27 protein-coding genes are annotated in these 23,950 nt (G+C 69.2%); 23 read left to right on the top strand and 4 right to left on the bottom strand.

Going from position 1 to position 23,950, the window contains the following annotated elements; translation table 11 throughout:
* The first annotated feature begins 26 nt into the window (after positions 1-26).
* From DDQ50_RS00670 to rplQ, 11 genes are all read left to right on the top strand, one after another.
* Entirely contained in the window at positions 27-1,544 is a 1,518-nt protein-coding gene (locus DDQ50_RS00670; protein ID WP_116754816.1) for a PTS mannitol transporter subunit IIBC, read from the top strand.
* A gap of 110 nt (positions 1,545-1,654) precedes the next feature.
* Positions 1,655-2,089 (top strand): PTS mannitol transporter subunit IIA, encoded by a 435-nt coding sequence (locus tag DDQ50_RS00665; RefSeq protein WP_116754815.1) that lies wholly within the window; start codon positions 1,655-1,657, stop codon positions 2,087-2,089.
* A 3-nt stretch (positions 2,090-2,092) separates the two neighbouring features.
* Positions 2,093-3,256 (top strand): mannitol-1-phosphate 5-dehydrogenase, encoded by a 1,164-nt coding sequence (locus DDQ50_RS00660; protein ID WP_116754814.1) that lies wholly within the window; start codon positions 2,093-2,095, stop codon positions 3,254-3,256.
* Between the two features lie 271 nt (positions 3,257-3,527).
* Positions 3,528-4,409: a DNA-methyltransferase gene (locus DDQ50_RS00655; RefSeq protein WP_240614188.1), complete on the top strand. Its 882-nt coding sequence runs from the start codon at positions 3,528-3,530 to the stop codon at positions 4,407-4,409.
* A 20-nt stretch (positions 4,410-4,429) separates the two neighbouring features.
* Complete coding sequence (locus DDQ50_RS00650; RefSeq protein ID WP_116754813.1) at positions 4,430-5,068, top strand: alpha/beta fold hydrolase; 639 nt, start codon at positions 4,430-4,432, stop codon at positions 5,066-5,068.
* A 211-nt stretch (positions 5,069-5,279) separates the two neighbouring features.
* Positions 5,280-5,501: a translation initiation factor IF-1 gene (gene infA / locus DDQ50_RS00645; protein ID WP_021759551.1), complete on the top strand. Its 222-nt coding sequence runs from the start codon at positions 5,280-5,282 to the stop codon at positions 5,499-5,501.
* A 56-nt stretch (positions 5,502-5,557) separates the two neighbouring features.
* Positions 5,558-5,671, top strand: a complete 114-nt coding sequence (gene rpmJ, locus DDQ50_RS00640) for a 50S ribosomal protein L36 (RefSeq protein ID WP_116754812.1) — start codon at positions 5,558-5,560, stop codon at positions 5,669-5,671.
* Positions 5,672-5,879: 208 nt separating this feature from the next.
* On the top strand, positions 5,880-6,260 hold the full coding sequence (gene rpsM / locus DDQ50_RS00635) for a 30S ribosomal protein S13 (RefSeq protein WP_116754811.1): 381 nt from the start codon (positions 5,880-5,882) through the stop codon (positions 6,258-6,260).
* 52 nt (positions 6,261-6,312) lie between these two features.
* Positions 6,313-6,711 (top strand): 30S ribosomal protein S11, encoded by a 399-nt coding sequence (gene rpsK / locus DDQ50_RS00630; protein WP_116754810.1) that lies wholly within the window; start codon positions 6,313-6,315, stop codon positions 6,709-6,711.
* 189 nt (positions 6,712-6,900) lie between these two features.
* Entirely contained in the window at positions 6,901-7,887 is a 987-nt protein-coding gene (locus DDQ50_RS00625) for a DNA-directed RNA polymerase subunit alpha (protein ID WP_116754809.1), read from the top strand.
* Between the two features lie 37 nt (positions 7,888-7,924).
* A complete protein-coding gene (gene rplQ / locus DDQ50_RS00620; RefSeq protein ID WP_116754808.1) occupies positions 7,925-8,512 on the top strand; it encodes a 50S ribosomal protein L17 in 588 nt (195 codons plus the stop codon).
* 147 nt (positions 8,513-8,659) lie between these two features.
* Here the strand turns inward: rplQ and DDQ50_RS00615 are convergent, their stop codons facing one another.
* Positions 8,660-10,513, bottom strand: a complete 1,854-nt coding sequence (locus DDQ50_RS00615) for an acyltransferase family protein (RefSeq protein ID WP_116754807.1) — start codon at positions 10,511-10,513, stop codon at positions 8,660-8,662.
* 152 nt (positions 10,514-10,665) lie between these two features.
* Between DDQ50_RS00615 and ligD the strand changes: the two genes are divergently transcribed.
* On the top strand, positions 10,666-11,691 hold the full coding sequence (ligD, locus tag DDQ50_RS00610) for a non-homologous end-joining DNA ligase (protein WP_205663541.1): 1,026 nt from the start codon (positions 10,666-10,668) through the stop codon (positions 11,689-11,691).
* 16 nt (positions 11,692-11,707) lie between these two features.
* Here ligD and DDQ50_RS00605 read toward each other — a convergent pair whose 3' ends face one another.
* Together DDQ50_RS00605 and DDQ50_RS00600 are read right to left on the bottom strand one after the other, a co-directional pair.
* A complete protein-coding gene (locus tag DDQ50_RS00605; protein ID WP_116754806.1) occupies positions 11,708-12,187 on the bottom strand; it encodes a tetratricopeptide repeat protein in 480 nt (159 codons plus the stop codon).
* Positions 12,188-12,220: 33 nt separating this feature from the next.
* A complete protein-coding gene (locus DDQ50_RS00600; protein WP_116754805.1) occupies positions 12,221-13,261 on the bottom strand; it encodes an ATP-dependent DNA ligase in 1,041 nt (346 codons plus the stop codon).
* 105 nt (positions 13,262-13,366) lie between these two features.
* Between DDQ50_RS00600 and DDQ50_RS00595 the strand changes: the two genes are divergently transcribed.
* The 4 genes from DDQ50_RS00595 (at position 13,367) to glmM (ending at position 16,751) form a co-directional block, all read left to right on the top strand.
* Entirely contained in the window at positions 13,367-14,263 is an 897-nt protein-coding gene (locus DDQ50_RS00595; RefSeq protein WP_116754804.1) for a tRNA pseudouridine synthase A, read from the top strand.
* Between the two features lie 147 nt (positions 14,264-14,410).
* Positions 14,411-14,857, top strand: coding sequence for a 50S ribosomal protein L13 (gene rplM, locus DDQ50_RS00590; protein WP_116754803.1), 447 nt, complete (start codon positions 14,411-14,413; stop codon positions 14,855-14,857).
* Between the two features lie 28 nt (positions 14,858-14,885).
* Positions 14,886-15,371, top strand: coding sequence for a 30S ribosomal protein S9 (gene rpsI / locus DDQ50_RS00585; protein WP_116754802.1), 486 nt, complete (start codon positions 14,886-14,888; stop codon positions 15,369-15,371).
* 18 nt (positions 15,372-15,389) lie between these two features.
* A complete protein-coding gene (glmM, locus tag DDQ50_RS00580; protein WP_116754801.1) occupies positions 15,390-16,751 on the top strand; it encodes a phosphoglucosamine mutase in 1,362 nt (453 codons plus the stop codon).
* 21 nt (positions 16,752-16,772) lie between these two features.
* Here the strand turns inward: glmM and coaA are convergent, their stop codons facing one another.
* Positions 16,773-17,720: a type I pantothenate kinase gene (coaA, locus tag DDQ50_RS00575; protein ID WP_116754800.1), complete on the bottom strand. Its 948-nt coding sequence runs from the start codon at positions 17,718-17,720 to the stop codon at positions 16,773-16,775.
* 60 nt (positions 17,721-17,780) lie between these two features.
* Between coaA and glmS the strand changes: the two genes are divergently transcribed.
* The 7 genes from glmS to tsaD are packed head-to-tail and all read left to right on the top strand — an operon-like array spanning position 17,781 to position 23,807.
* Entirely contained in the window at positions 17,781-19,628 is a 1,848-nt protein-coding gene (gene glmS / locus DDQ50_RS00570; RefSeq protein WP_116754799.1) for a glutamine--fructose-6-phosphate transaminase (isomerizing), read from the top strand.
* 10 nt (positions 19,629-19,638) lie between these two features.
* Positions 19,639-19,995, top strand: coding sequence for a holo-ACP synthase (locus DDQ50_RS00565; RefSeq protein WP_116754798.1), 357 nt, complete (start codon positions 19,639-19,641; stop codon positions 19,993-19,995).
* Positions 19,992-21,095 carry an alanine racemase gene (gene alr, locus DDQ50_RS00560; protein ID WP_116754797.1) on the top strand — a complete coding sequence of 368 codons (1,104 nt, stop codon included), beginning with the start codon at positions 19,992-19,994 and terminating at the stop codon, positions 21,093-21,095. The genes DDQ50_RS00565 and alr overlap by 4 nt, the downstream gene beginning before the upstream one ends.
* Positions 21,096-21,124: 29 nt before the next feature.
* Positions 21,125-21,622, top strand: a complete 498-nt coding sequence (gene tsaE, locus DDQ50_RS00555; RefSeq protein ID WP_116756012.1) for a tRNA (adenosine(37)-N6)-threonylcarbamoyltransferase complex ATPase subunit type 1 TsaE — start codon at positions 21,125-21,127, stop codon at positions 21,620-21,622.
* A gap of 4 nt (positions 21,623-21,626) precedes the next feature.
* Positions 21,627-22,238, top strand: coding sequence for a tRNA (adenosine(37)-N6)-threonylcarbamoyltransferase complex dimerization subunit type 1 TsaB (gene tsaB / locus DDQ50_RS00550; RefSeq protein ID WP_116754796.1), 612 nt, complete (start codon positions 21,627-21,629; stop codon positions 22,236-22,238).
* Positions 22,235-22,735, top strand: coding sequence for a ribosomal protein S18-alanine N-acetyltransferase (gene rimI, locus DDQ50_RS00545; RefSeq protein WP_116754795.1), 501 nt, complete (start codon positions 22,235-22,237; stop codon positions 22,733-22,735). Before tsaB ends, rimI begins: the two co-directional genes overlap by 4 nt.
* Positions 22,728-23,807, top strand: coding sequence for a tRNA (adenosine(37)-N6)-threonylcarbamoyltransferase complex transferase subunit TsaD (gene tsaD, locus DDQ50_RS00540; RefSeq protein ID WP_205663540.1), 1,080 nt, complete (start codon positions 22,728-22,730; stop codon positions 23,805-23,807). The genes rimI and tsaD overlap by 8 nt, the downstream gene beginning before the upstream one ends.
* Positions 23,808-23,950: the final 143 nt, after the last annotated feature.

The following is a 23,950-nucleotide window of genomic DNA, read 5'->3' as shown; positions in this document are numbered from 1 at the left end:
ATTCACGAAATCAAGGAGACACTCCCATGACAGCGACGTCAGTCGAACCGAAGAGGGGCGGAGCCCGAGTCGGCGTTCAGCGCTTCGGCTCGTTCCTTTCGAACATGGTCCTGCCGAACATCGCGGCGTTCATCGCCTGGGGCCTCATCACGGCGATCTTCATCCCCGACGGGTGGTGGAACCTCATCGCCGGAACCCAGGGAGCCGAGCAGCCGCTCGCCGCCCTGGTCGGCCCGATGATCACCTACCTGCTGCCCCTGCTCATCGCCAACACCGGTGGCCGCCTCGTCTACGGCGTCCGCGGCGGTGTCGTCGGAACGATCGCAGCCATGGGTGTCATCGTCGGATCCTCGATTCCGATGTTCCTCGGCGCGATGATCATGGGCCCGCTCGCCGCATGGGTGATGAAGCAGGTCGACCGCATCTGGGACGGCAAGATCAAGGCCGGCTTCGAGATGCTCGTCAACAACTTCTCCGCCGGAATCCTCGGCATGCTGCTCGCGATCCTCGGCTTCTTCGGAATCGCCCCGGCCGTCACGTTCCTCAGCGGACTGCTCGAGCAGGGCGTCGACTTCCTGGTCTCCGTCGGCCTGCTGCCCCTGGTGAGCCTCTTCATCGAGCCCGGCAAGGTGCTGTTCCTCAACAACGCGATCAACCAGGGCGTGCTGACGCCTCTCGGCACGGTCCAGGCGCAGGAGGACGGACAGTCCATCCTGTTCCTGCTCGAGGCGAACCCCGGTCCGGGTCTCGGCATCCTGCTCGCCTTCGCGATCTTCGGCATCGGCCTGTTCCGCTCCAGCGCTCCCGGCGCGATCCTCATCCAGTTCATCGGCGGCATCCACGAGATCTACTTCCCGTACGTGCTGTCGAAGCCGATCCTGATCCTCGCGGCGATCGCGGGCGGCATGACCGGTGTCTTCACGAACGTGGTGTTCGGCTCCGGTCTTCGAGCCCCCGCCTCCCCGGGAAGCATCATCGCCGTCCTCATCCAGACGCCCCTCGGCAGCATGGTCGGTGTGATCCTGTCGGTCGTGCTCTCGGCCGCCGTCTCGTTCGTCGTGGCCGCCGTGATCCTGCGGGCCAGCCGTAAGCGCGACCTCGAGCGCGAGGGTGCCGGCGACCTCGCCGCCGCCGTCGCTCGCACCGAGGCCGCCAAGGGCAAGTCGAGCTCCGTCCTCTCGGGTCTCGGTGCACAGGCCGAGCGTGCCGAGGACGATGCCGAGGTGGCGGGCATCACCTCGACCGCGGTCGCGACGAAGGTCCAGAACATCGTGTTCGCCTGCGACGCGGGCATGGGATCGAGTGCGATGGGCGCCACGGTGCTGCGCAACAAGATCAAGAAGGCCGGAATCGAAGGCGTGACCGTCGTCAACAAGGCGATCGACACCCTCGACGACAGCGCCGACCTGGTCATCACCCAGCGCGAGCTGACGCCCCGTGCCGAGCAGCGGGCGCCGCACGCTCAGCACGTCTCGGTGGACAACTTCATGAACAGCCCGCGTTACGACGAGGTCGTCACGCTGGTCGCCGAGCAGAACAAGTAGGACCCTCAGGCGGTTCCGGCCGCGGAGGGGAATGATGGCTGCGGGGAGTCGGGTATCCGGCTCCCCGCAGCCACTCGTACAGCTTTCGAACAATCTTTAGGGAGAGACCCATGGCAGTGCTCGAACTCGACCGGATCGTCCTGGGCGGAACCGCCCGCACCCGCGACGACGCCATCCGCGAAGCCGGTGCCGCCCTCGTCGCAGCCGGCGCGGTCGAACCCGCCTACGTCGACGCCATGTTCGACCGCGAGAACACCGTGTCGACGTACATGGGGAACTACCTCGCCATCCCGCACGGCACGAACGACGCGAAGGACTCGATCAAGTCGTCCGCGCTGTCGATCATCCGCTACGACGAGCCCATCGACTGGGACGGCAACGAGGTCCGCTTCGTCGTCGGCATCGCGGGTCTCAACAACGAGCACCTCGAGATCCTCTCCAAGCTCGCGATCGTCTTCAGCGAAGAGGACGAGGTGCAGAAGCTGCTCGATGCGGGGTCCGCCCAAGAGGTGTACACGCTCCTCGGCGACGTCAACGAGGACTGACGCGTGGCCACCCTCACCGCTGTCCACTTCGGCGCCGGCAACATCGGTCGCGGATTCGTCGGACTCATCCTGCACAACTCGGGTTACGAGGTCGTCTTCGCGGATGTGAACGCCGAGCTGATCGACGCGCTCGCCGCCGCCGACTCGTACGTGGTGCACGAGGTGGGGGAGAAGGGCCGCGACTGGACCGTGGACCGGTTCCGCGCGCTGAACAGTCGGACCGCTGAGGCCGATGTGGTGGCCGAGTTGGCCACTGCCGACGTCGCGACGACGGCTGTCGGTCCGAGCATCCTCAAGTTCATCGCCCCCGTCATCGCCGCGGGACTGCGCGCTCGCGACGCGGATCTGCCACCGCTGCGGGTGATGGCCTGCGAGAACGCGATCGGCGCGACCGACACCCTCCGCGGCGAGATCTCGGCGATCCTGGGCGACGACGAGCGCGACGCGGTGCTCGCGAAGGGCGTTTTCGCGAACACCGCCGTCGACCGGATCGTGCCGGGCCAAGCTCACGACGCCGGGCTCGACGTCACGGTCGAGGACTTCTTCGAGTGGGTCATCGAGCAGGGCCCGTTCGGTGACGACATCCCCGACATCCCCGAGGCGACGTTCGTCGACGACCTGACGCCCTACATCGAGCGCAAGCTCTTCACCGTGAACACGGGGCATGCGACGCTCGCGTACCACGGCTACACGCACGGCGCCGAGACTCTCGCCGATGCCCTCGAGATGCCCGAGGTGTTCGCCGAGGTGAAGGCGGTGCTCGAGGAGACGAAGGCCCTGCTGGTCGCCAAGCACGACTTCACTCCGGAGCAGCAGGAGGCGTACCTCGAGAAGAACCTCGCGCGCTTCGCCAACCCGCAGCTCTCGGACACGGTCATCCGCGTCGGCCGGGCGCCGTTGCGCAAGATCAGCCGGCACGAGCGGTTCGTCGGCCCCGCAGCCGAACTCTCCGAGCGCGGGCTGCCCGCCGACGCCCTGGTCCGGGCGATCGGGTCGGCCGTCCGCTTCGACGTCCCGGACGACCCCGAGAGCGTGACCCTGCAGGAGCTGCTGCGCAGCGACACGGAGACGCCCGAGCTCGTGCGGGAGCTGACAGGCCTCGAGCCGGCGCATCCGCTGGCACCCGCCGTCGCAACGGTGGTCGCGGCCGCCCGCCCGCACCGCTGACTCGGCCCGCGCCGTCCACTCCTGACCGTCCCTCTCGCTCAGCAGGCGAGACCCCTCTGTTCCCTTCCCTCGGCAGGTGAAAATGCCGTCAGCAGGTGGAATTCGCCGGATTCAACCTGCTGGGCGCATTTCTACCTGCTGAGGGAGAGGGACAGACCGGTTTCTCCTGCTGAGCGGGGTGAGATCTCCTGCTGAGGGAAAGTGCGGGTGCGGGAGGGTGGTGGCGGGGCGTCGGTCCCGGGATCGCGGGTCGCGCGCCTAGCCTGGGAACGTGACCGTGCTGCAGCCCGATTCCCCGGAGACGGGCGGGATCTGGCGACCGGATGGTCCCGACCTCATCGTCCACTCCGACAACCTGGCCTTCATCCAGACGCTGCCGGATGCGAGCTTCCCGCTCATCTACATCGACCCGCCGTTCAACACCGGAAAAACGCAGGCGCGGCGCAGCATGCGCACCGTGCGCGCGGCGGACGGGCCGCGGATCGGGTTCAAAGGCCGCAGCTACGAGACGGTCCGCGGCGCGACCCTGCGCTACGCCGACACGTTCTCCGAGTACTGGGAGTTCCTCGAACCCCGACTCGTGGAGGCGTGGCGACTGCTCGCCGACAACGGCACGCTCTACCTGCACCTCGACTACCGCGAGGTCCACTACGCGAAGGTCCTCCTCGACGCACTCTTCGGCCGGGACTCGTTCCTCAACGAGATCATCTGGGCCTACGACTACGGCGGACGGGCCAAGGACCGCTGGCCGGCCAAGCACGACAACATCCTGGTCTACGTGAAGAACCCCGAGGACTACGTCTTCGACAGCGCCGAGGTCGACCGGGAGCCGTACATGGCGCCGGGACTCGTGACAGCGGAGAAGGCGGCGCTCGGCAAGCTCCCCACGGATGTCTGGTGGCACACGATCGTCTCGCCGACCGGCAAGGAGAAGACCGGCTACCCCACGCAGAAGCCCCTCGGAGTGCTGCGCCGTATCGTGGCCGCGAGCAGCAGGCCCGGCGATTGGGTGCTCGACTTCTTCGCCGGCAGCGGCACGACCGGTGCCGCGGCGCGCGCGCTCGACCGCCGATTCGTGCTCGTGGACGAGAGCCCCGACGCGGTCAGGGTGATGAGCGAGCGTCTGGGCATCGAGCCCGAGCGCCTGATCTGACGCCTGTCTAGGCTGATCGCGTGAGCGTCGACCTGCTGTGGACCGGACCGGCGGATGGCCCCGTCCTCGTGCTCGCCCACGGAGCCGGTGCACCGATGGACTCGCCGTGGATGGAGACGGTCACCGGCCTCCTCGCAGAGCGCGGCATCCGGGTCGCCAGGTTCGAGTTCGGCTACATGGCGGCCCGACGCGGGGGAGCGCGCAAGCCGCCTCCCAAGGCCGAGAAGCTGATCGACGAATATCGCGAGGCCGTCGCCGAGCTCGTCTCGAGATCGCACGCACCTGTCGTGATCGGCGGCAAGTCGATGGGCGGTCGAGTCGCCAGCATGGTCGCCGACGAGCTCGCGGCGGAAGGAACGGTGTCGGGCCTCGTCTGCTTGGGCTACCCCTTCCACCCGCCGGGTGCCCCCGAGAAGCTGCGGGTCGCCCATCTCGAGGGCCTGACCACACCCGCGCTGATCGTCCAGGGAACGCGCGACCCGCTCGGAACCGCGGAAGAGGTGGCCCGGTACCCGCTGTCCGGCGCCGTTAGGGTCGTCTGGCTCGAGGATGGCGAGCACGACTTCCGCCCGAGGGTGAAGCTCACAGGGCTGACATCCGCGCAGCATCTGTCGTCTGCGGCCGACTCGACGGCGGACTTCGTGCGCGATCTCGGATGAACGGCGGAACCGTACGCTCCAGGCGGACACGCCGGGTGGCGGCGCGCCGCAGATTCGCATAGGATATCCCGTTGGTGCGCTAGGCGACTTCTACGTCCGCCTCGACCTTCTGAGGTGTCTCGTTCCCCATGGTTCGAGAACCGATCGATATGGTGCGCACCGCACTCTAACCGCACGACCAGCAGATCTCTGCCTGTAATGAAGTGAGGATATGGCCAAGAAGGACGGCGTAATCGAGATCGAGGGCTCTGTCGTCGAGGCTCTGCCCAACGCGATGTTCCGCGTTGAACTGACGAACGGACACAAAGTTCTCGCCCACATCTCGGGCAAGATGCGACAGCACTACATCCGAATCCTCCCCGAGGACCGGGTGATCGTGGAGCTCAGCCCTTACGACCTGACCCGCGGCCGCATCGTCTACCGCTACAAGTAGGAATCGCTGCATAAGGAACGGCCCGCAAGGGTACGACGCCAGCGAAGGAAAGAACAATGAAGGTCAACCCCAGCGTCAAGCGCATCTGTGACAAGTGCAAGGTCATCCGTCGCCACGGCAACGTGATGGTCATCTGCGACAACCCTCGTCACAAGCAGCGCCAGGGTTGACGGCCGCGGTGCGCGAGCATCGCAGCCGTCAGGTCGAGTAGTCGCGGCGCGCTCGCCGTGACGCATCGAGACCCTGCGCACCACAACTGAATAGACATCACGATCAGCTTCAGATCCCGGTCCACGAGGGCCGGGGGACACCTCGGGTGAGAGGCCCGGGCACCGGAGCTGGTTCAGACCTCTCGATCCGAACGAGGAGCTGCCAAACATGGCACGTCTTGCTGGAGTAGACATTCCCCGCGATAAGCGCGTGGAAGTCGCACTCACCTACATCTACGGCGTTGGCCGTACCCGCGCACTCGACACGCTGAAGCAGACCGGCATCAGCGGGGAGATCCGAGTCAAGGACCTCACCGACGACCAGCTCGTCGCGCTCCGTGACTTCATCGAGGGCAACTACAAAGTCGAGGGTGACCTTCGACGCGAGGTCGCCGCCGACATCCGCCGCAAGGTCGAGATCGGCAGCTACCAGGGCATCCGCCACCGTCGTGGTCTTCCGGTCCACGGTCAGCGCACCAAGACGAACGCTCGCACCCGCAAGGGCCCGAAGCGCACCGTCGCCGGCAAGAAGAAGGCCGGCCGCAAGTAACCGCAGGTTACTTCCCGCCGAGAAGACTTTCAGGATCTAGGAGACAGCCACGATGGCAGCACCGAAGGCAGCGGCCCGCAAGCCTCGCCGCAAGGAAAAGAAGAACATCGCAGTGGGCCAGGCCCACATCAAGTCGACGTTCAACAACACGATCGTTTCGATCACCGACACCACTGGTGCGGTGATCAGCTGGGCCTCGTCAGGTGGCGTCGGCTTCAAGGGCAGCCGCAAGTCGACTCCCTTCGCCGCACAGCTCGCCGCCGAGTCCGCTGCGCGTCAGGCGCAGGAGCACGGCATGAAGAAGGTCGACGTCTTCGTCAAGGGACCCGGCTCGGGTCGCGAGACGGCGATCCGTTCACTTCAGGCCGCCGGCCTCGAGGTCGGTTCGATCAACGATGTGACGCCCCAGGCTCACAACGGAGTTCGTCCCCCCAAGCGCCGCCGCGTCTAGCGTCGAGGGCGCTAGCCGGTCGGTCCATCGCAGCCCGCGTGCTGCGGCGTTCCGAGTCGCCGGTGATGCGCCCTCCCGCTCAGCCGTTCTGTGACCCAGTGCGGCGTACGAGAAGCGCAAGCTCTCACAACTGAATAGCCACCAAAGACGTGTCATATAGCGGACACTCTTTCGAAAGGAAATCAATAAGTGCTCATCGCACAGCGCCCGACGCTCGCTGAAGAAAACATCTCGGAGTTCCGCTCGCGGTTCGTCATCGAGCCGCTCGAACCCGGCTTCGGCTACACGCTCGGCAACTCGCTTCGCCGCACCCTCCTCTCGTCGATCCCGGGAGCGGCTGTCACCAGCATCCGTCTCGAGGGCGTCCAGCACGAGTTCACGACGGTCCCCGGCGTGAAGGAAGACGTCACCGAGGTCATCCTGAACATCAAGGGCCTCGTCGTCTCGAGCGAGCACGACGAGCCCATCACCGCCTACCTGCGCAAGCAGAGCGCGGGCCCCGTCACGGCTGCCGACATCTCCGCCCCGGCGGGTGTCGAGATCCACAACCCCGACCTCGTCATCGCGACGCTGAACGAGAAGGCCAAGTTCGATCTCGAACTGACCATCGAGCGTGGCCGCGGCTACGTGACGGCATCGCAGAACCGCAGCGAGTTCAGCGAATCGGGTCAGATCCCGATCGACTCGATCTACTCGCCCGTCCTCAAGGTCACCTACCGTGTCGAGGCGACTCGTGCCGGTGAGCGAACCGACTTCGACCGTCTGGTCGTCGACGTCGAGACGAAGCCGGCCATCACGCCGCGCGACGCCATCGCATCGGCCGGCCGCACCCTGACCGAGCTGTTCGGTCTGGCCCGCGAGCTGAACAACCAGGCCGAGGGCATCGAGATCGGCCCCGCGCCGGTCGACGCCGTCCTCTCCAGCGAGCTGTCCATGCCGATCGAGGACCTCGATCTGTCGGTCCGCTCGTACAACTGCCTCAAGCGTGAGGGCATCAACACGGTCAGCGAGCTCGTCTCGCTGTCCGAGACGCAGCTCATGAACATCCGCAACTTCGGTCAGAAGTCGGTTGACGAGGTCAAGGACAAGCTCGTCGAGCTCGGCCTGTCGCTGAAGGATGCCGTGCCCGGATTCGACGGCGCGCACTACTACAGCTACGACGACGAAGAGTCCTGATTCTTTTTCCGATTTCTGATCAACGAGGAAACAAATAATGCCTAGACCTGCAAAGGGCCCCCGCCTCGGTGGAGGGCCGGCGCACGAGCGTCTGCTCCTCGCCAACCTCGCGACCGCGCTCTTCACGCACAAGTCGATCACGACGACGGAGACGAAGGCCAAGCGTCTTCAGCCTCTCGCCGAGCGTCTCGTCAGCTTCGGCAAGCGCGGCGACCTGCACGCCCGCCGTCGGGTTCAGCAGATCATCCGCGACAAGAGCGCCGTGCACGAGCTCTTCGCGGAGATCGCACCCCAGGTCGCCGACCGTCAGGGCGGCTACACCCGCATCACGAAGATCGGCTTCCGCAAGGGCGACAACGCGCCGCTCGCCGTGATCGAGCTCGTTCTCGAGCCCGTCACGCCGAAGCGTTCGGCCACGACCTCGCGTCGGACCGCCGCTGCTGCGCCTGCTGCCGCACCCGTTGCCGAGGAGGAGACCGTGAGCGACACGCCCGCCGAGTCCGAGGTCCCCGTCGAGGAGACCGAGACCGTCGAGGAGTCGACGCCTGTCACCGAGGAGGCCCCGTCCGAGGCGGCCGCCGAGGTCGAGGCTGACGCCGCCGACGCCGCAGAAGACACGAAGTAGCACCAGCTGCTCGACGGACCGCCCGGTCCTTCCCCGCTTCGGCGGTGGAGGGGCCGGGCGGTTCGTCGTTGACGCACCCGACTGGGTCCGGCGCCCGATCGATCCGACGGTCTGGTCAGTCGGCGGGCCGGTCGACGGGCGGTCGGGTCAGCGATCGAGCGCTGCGGCGAGGCAGTCGGCGTAGAGGTCGCCCGCGCCACCGGTCGGGTGGATCTGGTCGGAGGCGAGGAGGCCCGTGTTCGCGGCGGCGACACTGTTCCAGTCGGCGATGGTCGCGTTCGGTGTCTGGGCGACGAAGTCGACGAGGGTCTGGTTGACCGCACCCGTCCACTCCATGGGGCCGTAGACGTTCACGAAGACGATCCTCCGACCGTCGGCCTCGTCCCGGATCCGCTCGAGCTGTCTCCAGCCGGCGGCGCCGTTGGTCCCGAGCGCGACGACCAGTGTCCCCCGCAGCGCACCGGAGTCGAGGTCCGCCTGGATGATGTCCGGAGCCGTATCGAACTGCCGGGACACCTGAGCGTCGATCGAGATCCCCGGGAACCGGCTCTGCAGTGCGGGTGTGGCGGCCAGCATCACCGAGTCGCCGATGGCGGTGATGTCGTCGCCGGCCATCGGCTCGGTCGGCGGAGGTGCCGGTGCAGACGACGGCGGGGGAGTGGCGTCGGAGGCCGCCTCGACCGGTGAGGTGGGCTCCGGTGTCGGGGGCAGCGAGGTCGTCGGGGCAGGTCCCGCGGGCCCGGCCTCGTCGAGGGCCTGCGCTCCGGCGGCGATGAGCGCCGCCGCCTCGGTCTGCTGCGGTGCATTCGCGACAGCCGCCCCGGTCCCGCCGACCCCGACGAGGAGGAGCGCGCATCCGAGGGTCGCGACGAACGGACGCACCGGGATGCGTTTGAGCACGCCGGTGAACCCCTCGCGCCGGATCGGCATCTCGACGAGTCGGTACGAGATGGTGGCGGCGAGCAGGGTCAGCGCGGCGACGGCGATGGGCACCGCGATGCTCTCGAACAGCCGCCCGCGCCACCCCGGGACCACAGCCGTGACGAGGACGAGCAGCGGCCAGTGCCAGAGGTAGATCGCATAGGACCTCTCTCCGAGATAGCGGAGCGGGCGGACGTCGAGGACACGTCCCAACCAGGCGCCCGGCGCGGTGCACACCCAGACGACGATGGCGACGAGGACGGTGACGAGGGCGATGCCGCCGAGGAACGGGGCCTGGTCGCGCTCGGACAGCGCGAACCCGGCGACGAGGACCCCCAGAAGCGCCACGACCCCGATCGCCTGCGCAGGACCCCGCCGGAACCGTTCGAGGCCCGTCCGTCGGTACGCGGAGAGCGGGGCTGCCAGGGCCAGCGCGAGGGCCGAACCGATGAGCAGTCCGAACGCGTGCGAGTCGGTGCCGTAGTAGGCGCGAGAGGTGTCGACCCAGAGGGCGAGGGCCGCCATCGTCGCGGCCGACGCGACGGCACCGGCCAGCACGATGCCCGCACGGCGGGCGGGGTACGGGGTGAGGCAGACCACCGCGAGAAGGATCGGCCACAGCAGGTAGTACTGCTCCTCGACGCCGAGCGACCAGAGGTTGCGGAAGAGCTGGGGCGACGTCGCCGTGAAGTAGTCGTCGTCGATGCCGATCGCGATCCAGTTGCTCGAGAACGTCGCAGCTCCGAGCAGCTGGCGGCCGATGCCGACGAGGACGTCTCCGCCGATCAGCGCGGCCAGCGAGCAGCAGACGAGGATCATGACGACGAGGGCGGGAACCAGTCGTCGGACGCGGCGGATCCAGAACGGTCCGAGTCGCACGCCGCGTGCAGCCCGGTCCCGCATCAACAGGGTGGTGATGAGGAATCCGCTCACGACGAAGAAGACGTCGACGCCGAGGTAGCCGCCGGGTGCGGCGGCGGGCACCAGGTGGAAGACGACAACGAAGACGACCGCGATGGCGCGGAGCCCGTCGAGTCCGCCGAGGCGGGTCTCGCGCGGTCGTTGCGCGGCTGCGGTCATGACGGTTCCATGCGGGTCGGGTTGAGAGCGGCTAACAGTCTGACGCGACCAGTCGCCGCGAGCCGCGCACTCGGGCGCGTGTCGAGAGCGCGGGGTAGCTTGGGCACACGCCCGGCGCCGCGCCGGGCCTCACGACCCGCAGGAGGCGCCCGATGGCCAGTGAAGCCGTGACCATCCCGGTCGAGGGTCCCGACGGTCCTCGGGACATGCGGGTGTCCAGCCCGTCACGCGTGATCTGGCCCGAGGCCGGGGTCACGAAGCTGCAGCTCGTCGAGTACCTCGTCGCCGTCGCGCCGGCGTTCCTGCGCGCCAACGGTGACCGTCCGCTCGCGCTCGAGCGCTATCCCGCAGGGGTCGATGGGGAGATGTTCTTCTCGAAGAACCCGCCGAAGGGCAAGCCGGCATTCCTCCGCGAAGTCATGGTGACCTACCCGAGCGCGCGGTCGCACCCTCAGCTCGTAGCCGACGAGGCGGCCTCGCTCGTCTGGATGGCGCAGATGAACACGGTCGTCTTCCACCCGTGGCCGTCACGGGCGGGCGACATCGACCACCCCGATCAGCTGCGCATCGATCTCGACCCGCAGCAGGGCAAGGGCTTCCCCGACGCGGTCGAGGCCGCGTTCGTGCTGCGCGAGGTCCTAGACGAGGCGGGCCTCAGCCCCATGATCAAAACGTCGGGCAACCGGGGCGTCCACGTCTTCACCCGGATCGAGCCGCGTTGGGACTTCATCGAGGTGCGGCACGCGGTCATCGCCGCGGCGCGCGCACTCGAGCGGCGGATGCCCGACGACGTGACGACCGCGTGGTGGAAGGAGGAGCGCGGGGAACGCGTTTTCGTCGACTTCAATCAGGCGGCGCGCGACCGGACGATCGCGGGCGCCTACAGTCCGCGAGCGACGGCGGGTGCGACGGTCTCGATGCCCGTCCGCTGGGACGACCTGGCCGATATCGCTCCGGGCGACTTCACGGTGCTGTCGACGCCTGCGATCCTCGCCGAGCGCGGGGATGCCTGGGAGGACGCGCCGGAGCCCGGCGTGCTCGACACCCTCCTCGAGTGGTGGGAGCGCGACCTGGCGAACGGCCAGGGCGAGATGCCCTACCCACCGGATTACCCGAAGATGCCCGGTGAGCCGCCGCGCGTGCAGCCGTCGAAGGCTCGCAAGCCCGTCGCCGACTGACCGCGGTCGGATCGGGTCAGCGCAGGGCCGCCGCGTAGGCCGTGACCGAGCGCCGGTAGCGGGGGAGCCGCGGGGCGAGCCCGGTGAGCAGAAGGGCGACCGCCTCGCGCGACCGGTCGGCGTCCACCAGGGCGAGCGCGAGGAAGGCGTGGACGGCGTCGTCCAGATCGTCCGACACCCGCGCCGACTCGTCCGTCAGGATCGCGACGGACTCGTCGAACCGGCCCAGCACGCGCAACGAGCTGGCGAGCTGAATCGATGCCTGCCGGTGACGTGACGAGTCGAGCCCTCCCGCGAGTGCCTGCCGGTAGAGCGGGACCGCGAGGTCGGTCGCACCCGTCGAGTCGTTCGCTCCTGCCAGCTCGAAGAGCGCGACGGGATCACCGGGGTGCTCGTCGGCGAGCTCCTGCATCGCCGCGACGAAACGTTCGGGCTCCTGTTCGTCGAGGGTGAGCCACAGGTCGTCGACGCGGGTCTGCCAATCGGAGGAGGACATCCCTCCAGCCTACGAGCGGGCCGCTCGCCCGGCTCAGCTGTCGAGCACCTGGGCCAGGTCGTAGGCGTTCGGCACCTCGAGCTGGTCGAACGTGCAGGACCGGGCGTCGCGGTCGGGACGCCAGCGCGCGAACTGGACGGTGTGCCGGAACCGGTCGCCCTCCATCTGGTCGTACTTCACCTCGACGACGAGCTCGGGGCGGAGGACCGCGAACGAGGTGTCCTTCGACGAGGAGAAGCGGTTGCGCTCGCCCTCCCCGCGGATCGGCTCCCCATCCTCGCCACGAGCGAGGTACGGCTCGAGCTCGTCGACGAGCTCCTGCCGCTTCTTGTCGGTGAAGGCCGAGATCCCGCCGACGCCGCGCAGCTCGCCCTCCGAGTCGTACAGGCTGAGGAGCAGCGACCCGACGCCCGAGCCGCTCTTGTGGGTGCGGTACCCGGTGACGATGCAATCCGCGGTGCGAGCGTGCTTGATCTTCAGCATCGCGCGCTTGCCGGGCTGGTAGACGGCGTCGGCGGGCTTCGCGACGACCCCGTCGAGGCCCGCCCCCTCGAACTCGACGAGCCAGGTGCGCGCGAGCTCCACATCGTCCGTCACGCGGGTCAGGTGCAGTGGCGCGGAGAGTCGTGCGCCCAGCTTCTCGAGTCGTGCACGGCGCTCGCCGAACGGCAGATCGAGGAGCGACTCGCCGCCCTCCTCGAGCAGATCGAAGGCGACGAAGGAGGCGGGGGTCTCCGCCGACAGCCTCGCGATGCGGCTGGCGGCGGGATGGATGCGCTGCGACAGCGTCTCCCAGTCGAGCCGCTCGTCCCCGCTCGCCCCTCGCCTCAGCACGACCTCGCCGTCGAGCACGCAGCCATCCGGCAGTTGAGACCGGAAGGCCTCGACCAACTCCGGGAAGTACCGGGTGAGGGGCTTGGCGCCGCGGCTCCCGATCTCGATGTCGTCGCCGTCGACGCTGACGATCGCACGGAAACCGTCCCACTTGGGCTCGTACAGAAGTGCGCCGCCGCCGGGCGCGGTCTCGGGAACGCTCGCGACGGCCTTGGCGAGCATCGGCTCGGGAATATCCATGGAGACATCCTGGCCACCACCCCTGCGAGTTGCCCAGTTCCGGCAGTGTCGCGCGCGCACGACTGCCCGAAGTGGGCGAGTCGACGCTTTCCCTAGAATCGAAGGGTGTCCTCGCCAGTCCGCTTCCGACTCGGGATCGCGTATGACGGCACGCACTTCAACGGCTGGGCCAAGCAGCCGGGGCTGCGCACCGTCCAGGGTGTGCTGGAGGAGGCGGTCGCGACGCTCTTCCGCAAGTCTCCCGTCCACCCGTCCTTCTCCGTCGCGGGGCGCACCGACTCGGGAGTCCACGCGACCGGTCAGGTGGCGCACGTCGACCTCGAGCGGGCTCATGTCGCTGCGCTCGAGAGCACGCGTCTGGCGCAGTCGACCGGGCGCAAGGCCGACGAACTCCTCCGCGACCGGCTCAACGGCATCCTCGGCTCCTACACCGACGTCATCATCACCTCGTGCGATCACGCTCCCGAGGGATTCGACGCCCGGTTCAGCGCGAGCTGGCGGCGGTACGAGTTCCGTATCGCCGACGCGCTCGCCGTCAAGGACCCGCTCCAGCGGCACCGCACCGTCTGGTACGGCCCGGAGCTCGATGTGGAACTGATGGCGCTGGCCTGTCAGGGCATGCTCGGCCTCGGCGACTTCGCCGCCTACTGCAAGGCGCGTGATGGCGCGACGACGATCCGCACCCTGCAGGAGTTCTCCTGGCGGCGGGACGCGGACGGTGTGGTCATCGCGACCCTGCAGGCCGACGCGTTCTGCCACTCGATGGTCCGCTCCCTGATGGGCGCCGCGGTCGCGGTGAGCGAGGGGCGGCTCACCAGCGATCGCCTCGCGGCGCTGCTGCACGAACGCAGGCGCAGCGGCGAGGTCGCCGTGCTCCCCGCCCGCGGTCTCACGCTCCTCGAGGTCGCCTACCCCGCCGACTCCGATGTCGCGGCTCGTGCCGATCAGACCCGAGCGCGGCGCGAGGCCGCAGAGCTTGCCGAGGATGCCTCGAACCGGTAGAGTCTCCCGTTGGCGTCCGTGTAAGCGGACGCATCGCCGAGCCCTCCACTGAGGCGTTCCCACACCGTCGGACATCGTCCGGCCGCACATCGTGAGAACTCCCATCGGAGCGGGATCCAAGAACACCTCGACAGAAAGATCAGTTCTGTGACGCGTACATTCACGCCCAAAGAAGGTGACCTCCAGCACGACTGGGTGGTCATCGATGCAGCAGACATCGTCCTCGGACGTCTCGCCAGCCACACCGCAGCCCTGCTGCGCGGCAAGCACAAGCCCACCTTCGCCCCGCACGTCGACGGCGGTGACTTCGTCATCATCATCAACGCCGAGAAGGTCGCCCTGACCGGTTCGAAGCTGGCTCAGAAGAAGGCCTACCGCCACTCGGGTTACCCGGGCGGTCTCACGGCCACGAGCTACACCGACCTGCTCGAGAAGCACCCGACGCGTGCCGTCGAGAAGGCCGTCCGCGGCATGCTGCCGAAGAACTCGCTGGGCCGTGCCCAGATCAAGAAGCTCAAGGTCTACGCCGGCCCCGAGCACCCTCACGCTGCGCAGCAGCCCAAGACCTACACCCTCAACCAGGTCGCGCAGTAAGCGCCGACCGGACCATAGGACTCATCTCATGGCGAGAATCGCAGACTCCATCGAAAACGCTCCCGAGAGCTTCACCACCGAGACCCCGGCGGAAGCAGCTCCCAGCACCCCTCGCGCGGTGCTGAACGTCCCCGGCGCAGCCGTGGGCCGCCGCAAGCAGGCCATCGCCCGCGTGCGCATCGTTCCCGGCTCCGGCAAGATCACGGTCAACGGCCGCGAGTTCGCCGACTACTTCCCCAATAAGCTGCACCAGCAGCTCGTCAACGACCCGTTCAAGGTCCTCGACCTGCTCGGCAGCTACGACGTGATCGCCCGCATCTCGGGTGGTGGCCCCTCCGGCCAGGCCGGCGCCCTCCGCCTCGGCATCGCGCGTTCACTCAACGGCATCGACGAGGAGAACAACCGCCCCAGCCTCAAGAAGGCCGGCTTCCTGAGCCGCGACGCTCGGGTCAAGGAGCGTAAGAAGGCCGGTCTGAAGAAGGCCCGCAAGGCTCCTCAGTTCTCGAAGCGCTGATCCGACGGCCTGGCTGCCGTGCCACGGCTTTTCGGCACTGACGGTATCCGCGGACTCGCGAACCGTGACATCTCGGTGGGCCTTGCGCTATCCGTAGCGCAGGCCACCGCGGTGGTCTTCCGTTCCGGTCGTCGCGCTGAAGAGCGTCGACGTTCCGGGCGGAGGCCCGTCGCCGTCGTCGCGCGCGACCCCCGGATCTCGGGAGAGTTCCTGTCCGCAGCTGTTGCGGCCGGTCTCGCGAGTTCGGGTGTCGACGTGCTCGACGCCGGGGTCATCCCGACCCCTGCTGCGGCGTTCCTGATCGCCGACATCGACGCCGACTTCGGCGTCATGGTGTCGGCGTCGCACAACCCCGCCGCCGACAACGGCATCAAGATCTTCGCGCGCGGCGGAGTCAAGCTGCCCGACGAGGTCGAGGATCGCATCGAGCACGCGATGAGCGGCGAGATGCTCGCTCCGACGGGAGCCGACGTCGGTCGTGTCCGGCGCTTCGCCGACGCCGAGGACCGCTACGTCCTCCACCTGCTCAGCACCCTCCCGCATCGCCTCGACGGGCTGCACATCGTGCTCGACTGCGCGAACGGTGCCGCAGCGGGTGTCTCACCCGAGGTCTTCTCCGACGCGGGTGCCCGGGTCACGGTGATCGGGAACGATCCCGACGGGCTCAACATCAACGACGGGGTCGGTTCGACCTACCTCGCCCCTCTCCAGCGCGCTGTCGTCGAGCACGGTGCCGATCTCGGAATCGCTCACGACGGCGACGCCGACCGCTGCCTCGCCGTGGACGCCGACGGCAACGTGGTCGACGGAGACCAGATCATGGCCATCCTCGCCATCGGCATGGCCGACCGGGGCGTGCTCACCGATCGCACGCTCGTGACCACCGTGATGAGCAACCTCGGACTCAAGCTCGCGCTGCGCGACCACGGCATCGAGACCGTGCAGACCCGCGTCGGCGACCGCTACGTGCTCGAGGAACTCGGCAATCGCGGCCTCTCCCTCGGCGGAGAGCAGTCGGGCCACGTCATCATGAGCTCGTTCGCGACGACGGGCGACGGGCTCCTCACCGGACTCCACATCGCCGCCGAGGTCGCCCGCACGGGCAAGACGCTCGCCGAACTCGCCTCGGTGATGACCGTGTACCCGCAGATCCTGATCAACGTCCGCGATGTCGACCACCACCGGCTCGGCGACGACGAGGTCATCGCCGCCGCGGTGGCCGCCGCAGAGGCGGAGCTGGCCGACACCGGCCGGGTCCTGCTGCGGCCGTCGGGCACCGAGCCCATGGTGCGCGTCATGGTGGAGGCCGCGGATCAGCCCACGGCCGACCGCATCGCCCACGAACTCAGCGACGTCGTCCGCGAGCGCCTCGCACTCTGATCCGAGTCGCGTCGCGCGGGCTCAGAGCTTGCGGAGCAGCACGCTGCGCACCGCGTGGTCCCCGGATTTCCGGAGTACGAGCGTGGCCCGTGACCGCGTCGGCAGGACGTTCTGGGTGAGGTTCGGCTCGTTGATCTCGGTCCAGATGGTCTGCGCCCGCGCGCGAGCCTCCGACTCCGTGAGCGAGGCATAGCGGTGGAAGTACGACTTGGGATCGGCGAAGGCTCCGCGCTGCAGGCGGAGGAAGCGCTCCTCGTACCAGCGGGCGATGTCGCTCGTGCGCGCATCGACGTAGATGCTGAAGTCGAACAGGTCGCTGAGGGCCAGGTTCGAGGTCGGCGAGGGCGGCTGCAGCACCGTCAGGCCCTCGACGATCAGCACGTCGGGCTGATGGACGACGATCTCGGCGGACGGCACGATGTCGTAGTTGAGATGCGAGTAGAAGGGCGCTCGCACCTCGCTGACCCCGCTCTTCACACGGCTCACGAAGCGCAGCAGCTTGCGCCTGTCATAGGACTCGGGGAAGCCCTTGCGGTCCATGATCCCGCGCCGTTCGAGCTCGGCGTTCGGGAACAGGAACCCGTCGGTCGTGACCAGTTCGACGCGCGGGGTGCCCTCCCAGCGTGAGAGCAGTTCGCGCAGCAGCCGTGCGACCGTCGACTTGCCGACGGCGACGGACCCCGCGATACCGATCACGAACGGGACCTTCGCGGCACTCTCGCCGAGGAACTCGCTCGTCGAGCGCTGCAGGGCGCGAGTACCCGTCGCGTAGAGATTGAGCAATCGGCTGAGCGGCAGATAGACGTCGCGGACCTCGGCCGTGTCGAGAGGCTCGCCCAACCCGCGGAGCCGGATCAGATCGCTCTCGCTGAGCGCACCCGTCGCCGTGGGGGCCAGCGCCGCCCAGCGTGCGCGGTCGATCTCGATGAACGGCGTGGGCTGGACAGGCACCGATCCCGTATCGCTCATCGCCCCCCAGCGTAGCGGGGGAGGGCGGGCCCCCGATCGCGCCAACCTAGAATCGGGTTCATGTGTGGAATCGTCGGATACGTCGGACCGCGGCAGAGCCTGTCCGTGCTGATGGGTGGGCTGCGGCGTCTCGAGTACCGGGGTTACGACTCCGCGGGCGTCGCCGTGATCGGCCCGGATGGAGTTCTCGGGACCGCCAAGAAGGCGGGCAAGCTCGCCGAGCTGACGGCCGAGCTCGCCGAGCACCCGCTCGCCGACGGCACGACCGGCATCGGGCACACCCGGTGGGCGACGCACGGCGGCCCGACGGATGCCAACGCGCACCCGCACCTCGGCGACGACGGCAAGCTCGCCCTCATCCACAACGGGATCATCGAGAACTTCGCCGAGCTCAAGGGCGAGCTCCTCGCCGAGGGCGTGACGTTCACGAGCGAGACGGACACCGAGGTCGCGGCCATCATGGTCGGCCAGCGCTACCGCGAGACCGGCGACCTCACCGAGGCCTTCCGCCAGGTGGTCTCGCGTCTGCACGGCGCGTTCACCCTTCTCGCGGTGCATCAGGACTCGCCCGGCGTCGTCGTGGGCGCGCGGCGCAACTCGCCCCTCGTCATCGGGCTGGGTGACGGCGAGAACTTCCTCGGCTCGGATGTGGCCGCGTTCGTGGAATTCACCCGCCGCGCCATGGAGATCGGGCAGGACCAGATCGTGACCATCCGCCCGGGCTCGGTCGAGGTCACCGACTTCGCCGGCAATCCGGCCGAGTCGCGGGAGTTCGAGGTCGCGTGGGATGCGTCCGCCGCCGAGAAGGGCGGCTGGTCGAGCTTCATGGCGAAGGAGATCAGCGAGGAGCCCGACGCGATCGCGAACACCCTGCTCGGCCGGGTCGTCGACGGCGACGTGGTGCTGCCAGAGCTCGACCCGATCCAGGCCGCGCTCGACGACGTCGACCGCATCATCATCGTGGCCTGCGGCACCGCCGCCTACTCGGGGATCCTCGGCAAGTACGCGCTCGAGAAGTGGGCGGGAGTCCCGACCGAGGTGGAGCTGTCGCACGAGTTCCGCTATCGCGACCCGGTGCTGACCTCGCGCACCCTGGTGATCTCGATCAGCCAGTCGGGCGAGACGATGGACACGCTGATGGCCGTCAAGTACGCAGGGGAGCGCGGTGCGAACACGCTCTCCATCTGCAACACGCAGGGGGCGACGATCGCGCGGGAGTCCGACGCGGCGCTGTTCACCCACGCCGGCCCCGAGGTCGCGGTCGCCAGCACGAAGGCGTTCGTGGCACAGGTCACGGCGCTCTACCTCGTCGCGCTCAAGCTCGGCATCGCGCGTGGAACGCTCGAGCCCGGCGTGGTGGCCGGTCATCTCGAGCAGCTGCTGGCGCTGCCCGGCAAGCTGAGCCAGGTCCTCGAGACGGGCTCGCAGATCCGCGAGCTGGCGCGCGGCATGTCCGACACCCGCTCCGTGCTGTTCCTCGGCCGCAACGTCGGCTACCCCATCGCGCTCGAGGGGGCCCTCAAGCTCAAGGAGCTCGCCTACATCCACGCGGAGGGCTTCGCCGCCGGCGAGCTCAAGCACGGTCCGATCGCGCTGATCGAACCCGGTCAGCGCGTCTTCGTGGTCGTGCCCAGCCCGCGCGACAGCGACTCGCTGCACCGCAAGGTCGTCTCGAACATCCAGGAGATCCGCGCGCGAGGCGCATTCGTGATCGCGATCGCCGAGGAGGGCGACGTCGCCGTGCTGCCCTACGCCGACGACGTGCTCCGGATTCCGCTCGCCGGCCCGATGTTCGAGCCGCTGCTGGCCGTCGCCCCGCTGCAGATCTTCGCCATGGAGCTCGCCGCGGCCAAGGGCCTCGACGTGGACCAGCCGCGCAACCTCGCGAAGTCCGTCACGGTCGAGTAGCGGGCCGGCGGTGATCAAGGGAATCGGCGTCGACATCGTCGACGTCGCGCGGTTCGGGCGGTCGCTCGAGCGCACGCCTCGCCTCGCCGACCGCCTGTTCGACCCTACCGAGCTCGGGCGCCCGACCGCCTCCCTGGCTGCCCGGTTCGCCGCGAAGGAGGCTCTCATCAAGGCCGTCGGCGACTCCGCGGGGTTCCGCTGGCACGAGATGGTCGTCCGATCCGACGAGCACGGCAACCCGTCGTTCGAGGTCTCCGGCGGGGTCGCCGAGGTCCTCGCGTCGCGAGGCATCTCCGAGGTGCACCTGTCCCTGTCCCACGACGCGGGCCTCGCCTGCGCGTTCGTGATCGCGGAGGGCAGCGCATGACCGGCGCGACACGTGAGGCGGTCATCGACTCGGACGCCATCACCGCGAACGTCTCCCGCCTCCGCGAACTGGTCGGCACCGACCACACGATGGTCGTCGTCAAGGCCGACGGCTACGGTCACGGCGCCGTCCGCGCCGCCCGAGCAGCCCTCGACGGCGGCGCGGACTGGCTGGGCGTCGCCGACATCGACGAGGCGCTCGCGCTCCGCGCGGCGGGGATCACCGCACCCGTTCTCGCCTGGTTGCACGACCCCTTCGCCGACTTCGCCCCGGCCATCGCCGAGTCCATCGACATCGGCATCTCGACCGCCGACCAGCTCGAGCAGGTCGCATCCCTCGGCGTCGGCGCAGTGCCGGTCATCCAGTTCAAGGTGGAGACGGGTCTCAACCGCAACGGCCTCGCCCCGGACGACTGGGAGCGGGTCTTCGCACGAGCCGCCGAGCTCGAACGACGCGGAGCGCTCCGGGTCCGGGGCGTCTTCTCCCACCTCTCCAACACGTCGCCGGATGCGGATGCGGCTGCGGTCGAGTCGTTCTCCCGCGCCGTCGGACTCGCGGGCGCCGCAGGACTCGCGCCCGAGCTGCGGCATCTCGCGAGCACCGCGGGCGCCGTGCGGCGTCCGGAAGCACGATTCGATCTCGTTCGGCTCGGCATCGGCGCCTACGGTCTCTCCCCGTTCGCGGCCGACGACGGCATCGATCTCGGGCTGCGGCCCGCCATGACGCTGACCAGTCGGGTCGCGGCCGTGCGACGCGTCGCCGCGGGCGCCGGGGTGTCCTACGACCACGTCTGGCGCGCGGACCGGCCGACGACCCTCGCCCTCGTCCCCCTCGGCTACGCCGACGGCCTGCCTCGGGCGGCGTCCGGTCAGGCGGATGTGTGGATCGGCGGTGCCCGCCACCCGGTCCGCGGCCGCATCGCGATGGACCAGATCGTGGTCGACGTCGGCGAGTCCGCGGTCGAGGTCGGTGACCGCGTCGTCGTCTTCGGCGATCCGGCCCACGGCTACCCGTCCGCCGACGACTGGGGGCGCTGGAGCGACAGCATCAACTACGAGATCGTCACCCGGATCGGTCCGCGCGTGACTCGGACGCCGTGACCGTCCTGCAGATCGCCGACCCCGATCGCATGCACGAGGCGGGCCGACGTCTCGGCACCCTGCTGCGCGCCGGCGACCTCATCGTGCTCACGGGACCCCTCGGCGCCGGGAAGACGACGCTCACCCGGGGGATCGGCGAGGGCCTCGGCATCCGCGGCCCGGTGACGAGCCCCACCTTCGTCCTCGCACGCACCCATCCGTCGCTCGTCGGGGGAGCCCCGCTCGTCCACGTCGACGCCTACCGGTTGGGCTCCGCCCTCGAACTCGACGATCTCGACATCGATTTCGCGGGCTCCGTGGTCGTCGTCGAATGGGGAGAGGGACTCCTCGACGGCGTGAGCGAGTCGCGCCTCGAGATCGTGGTCGAGCGTCCGACGGGTTCGTCCGATGGCGCCGGTCTCGGCGACGACGTATCCGAGGAGCCGACCGAGCCGCGGATCCTCACCGTCTCGGCGCGCGGCCCGCGCTGGCAGGGCATCGATCTCAGCGTCCTCGGGGCCGACGATCCCGGCCCGGAACTACACTGATCCGGTGCTTCTCGCGATCGACAGTTCGGCGGGCACCAGCGTCGCCGTCGTCGATGCGGACTACGGAGTCCTGGCCGAGCGCACCGTCACCGACGGCATGAGCCATGCGGAGGTCATCGGCGACCTCCTGCGCGACGTGCTCGCCGAGTCGGGTGCCTCCGTGTCGGCCCTGGCCGCGGTGGCCATCGGCGTCGGGCCCGGACCGTTCACCGGTCTGCGCGTCGGAATGGCCGCCGGGCGGGCATTCGCGATCGCGGCGGGCAAACCGCTCCTCGGAGTCGTCAGCCACGACGCCATCGCGCTCGAGCACTATGCGAGCGGGGGATGGGGCGAGCTCCTCGTCGCGACCGACGCGCGACGCCGCGAGCTGTACTGGTCCCGCTACTCGGGACTCGACGAGGCCGGCCTGCCGCTGCGCACCTCCGGTCCGTCCGTCTCGGCACCCGACGAGGTGCCGGCGTCGAGCAGGCGGATCGACGCGACCGCCGTCTCCGCCGCGAGCCTCGGCCTCCTCGCCGAGCGTCTCCGCCGCACCGGCCGTGCCACCCCGACCGAGCCCCTCTACCTGCGCTCACCCGACGTGACGCTGTCGAGTCCGAAACGGGTGTCGCGATGAGCTGGCAGCTGCGGCGCGCGTCGATCGACGATCTCGATTCGATCATGGCGATCGAGGAGGCCACCTTTCCGACCGACGCCTGGGCGCGACCGACGATGCGGGACGAGCTGGCCGGGCCGCACGGCTACTACGTGGTGGCCGAGCAGCTCGACGCCGCTCACCGGGTCGACGGGTACGCCGGCCTTCGCGCCCCCGCGGGGAGCCTCGAGGCCGACGTCCAGACCATCGCGGTCGCGGCCGATGCGCGCGGCCGGGGGCTCGGGCGGGTGCTGCTCCTGGCGCTGCTGGCCGAGGCTCGGCGGCGGCATGCCGCTCAGGTCTTCCTCGAGGTGCGGGCCGACAACGACGTGGCAGCCGCCCTCTACCGGTCCGCGGGATTCGAGCCGATCGGGGTGCGTCCCCGTTACTACCAGCCCGACGACGTGGACGCCGTCGTGATGCGGCACACGATGACGGAGCCGCGGATCGCTCCCGCCGATGGGACCGCCGATGACTGAGGCCGCCACCGAACCCCTCGTCCTCGGCATCGAGACCTCCTGCGACGAGACGGGTGTCGGCATCGTCCGCGGCACGACCGTTCTCGCGAACGTGATCTCGTCGTCGATGGCCGAGCACGCGCGCTTCGGCGGCGTCGTTCCCGAGGTCGCGGCGCGTGCGCACCTCGAGGCGCTCGGCCCCACCCTGCAGACCGCGCTCGAGCGGGCGGGCGTGGGCTTCGACGACCTCGATGCGCTCGCGGTGACCGCCGGGCCCGGGCTCTCGGGTGCGCTCATGGTCGGTGTCGGCGCTGCGAAGGGTTTGGCGACGGCGACCGGTCTTCCCCTCTACGGCGTCAACCACCTCGTCGGCCACGTCGCCGCCGACATCCTGCATGACGAGGGTGTCGAAGGACGCGACGTCGAGTACCCGACGATCGCCCTGCTCGTCTCGGGCGGGCACACCTCGCTTCTCCTCGTCCGGGACCTAATCGACGACGTCGAGCTGCTCGGCGAGACCATCGACGACGCCGCCGGTGAGGCCTTCGACAAGGTCGCCCGGCTGCTCGGCCTGCCCTACCCGGGCGGACCCGAGATCGACAGGGTCGCCCGCGAGGGGGACCCCACCGCCATCCGGTTCCCGCGGGGGCTCACCAAACCCTCCGACCTCGCCCGTCACCGCTACGACTTCTCGTTCTCCGGCGTCAAGACCGCGGTCGCGCGGTGGGTGGAGCAGCGTGCGGACTCGGGTGAGACCGTCCCCGTCGCGGACGTGGCGGCGAGCTTCCGCGAAGCGGTCGTCGACGTGCTGCTCGGCAAGGCCGTCGCCGCGTGCCGCGACCTCGGGGTGCCCCGTCTGCTCCTCGGCGGGGGAGTCGTCGCGAACGCCAGAGTCCGCGAGGTCGCCGCCCACCGCTGCGCCGACGCGGGGATCGCCTTGCGCATCCCGCCGTTGTCCCTGTGCACCGACAACGGGGCCATGATCGCGGCCGTCGGGGCCCGCCTCGTCTCCGCCGGCCGGCCGCCCTCGCGGCTCGACTTCGGCGCCGACTCCAGTCTCCCGGTCACCGAAGCGCAGGTCGCCGCCCACTGATCCCGCGCCAGTCCGGGCGCGACACTGCCGTCCGCGGTCGTTGACACTGTCCACCGTCGCTGTCAGCATGGCACTCGACCGGCCGACCCGGCCAGTGACCGGCGGGCGATATCCACTTCGTCAGCTACTGACCTCGAAAGGGC

The sequence above is a fragment of the Amnibacterium flavum genome (assembly GCF_003097495.1).
GTDB classification, from domain to species: domain Bacteria; phylum Actinomycetota; class Actinomycetes; order Actinomycetales; family Microbacteriaceae; genus Naasia; species Naasia flava.
Note: the sequence above shows the minus strand (reverse complement) of the source record. Positions and strands in the feature narration are given on the sequence as shown.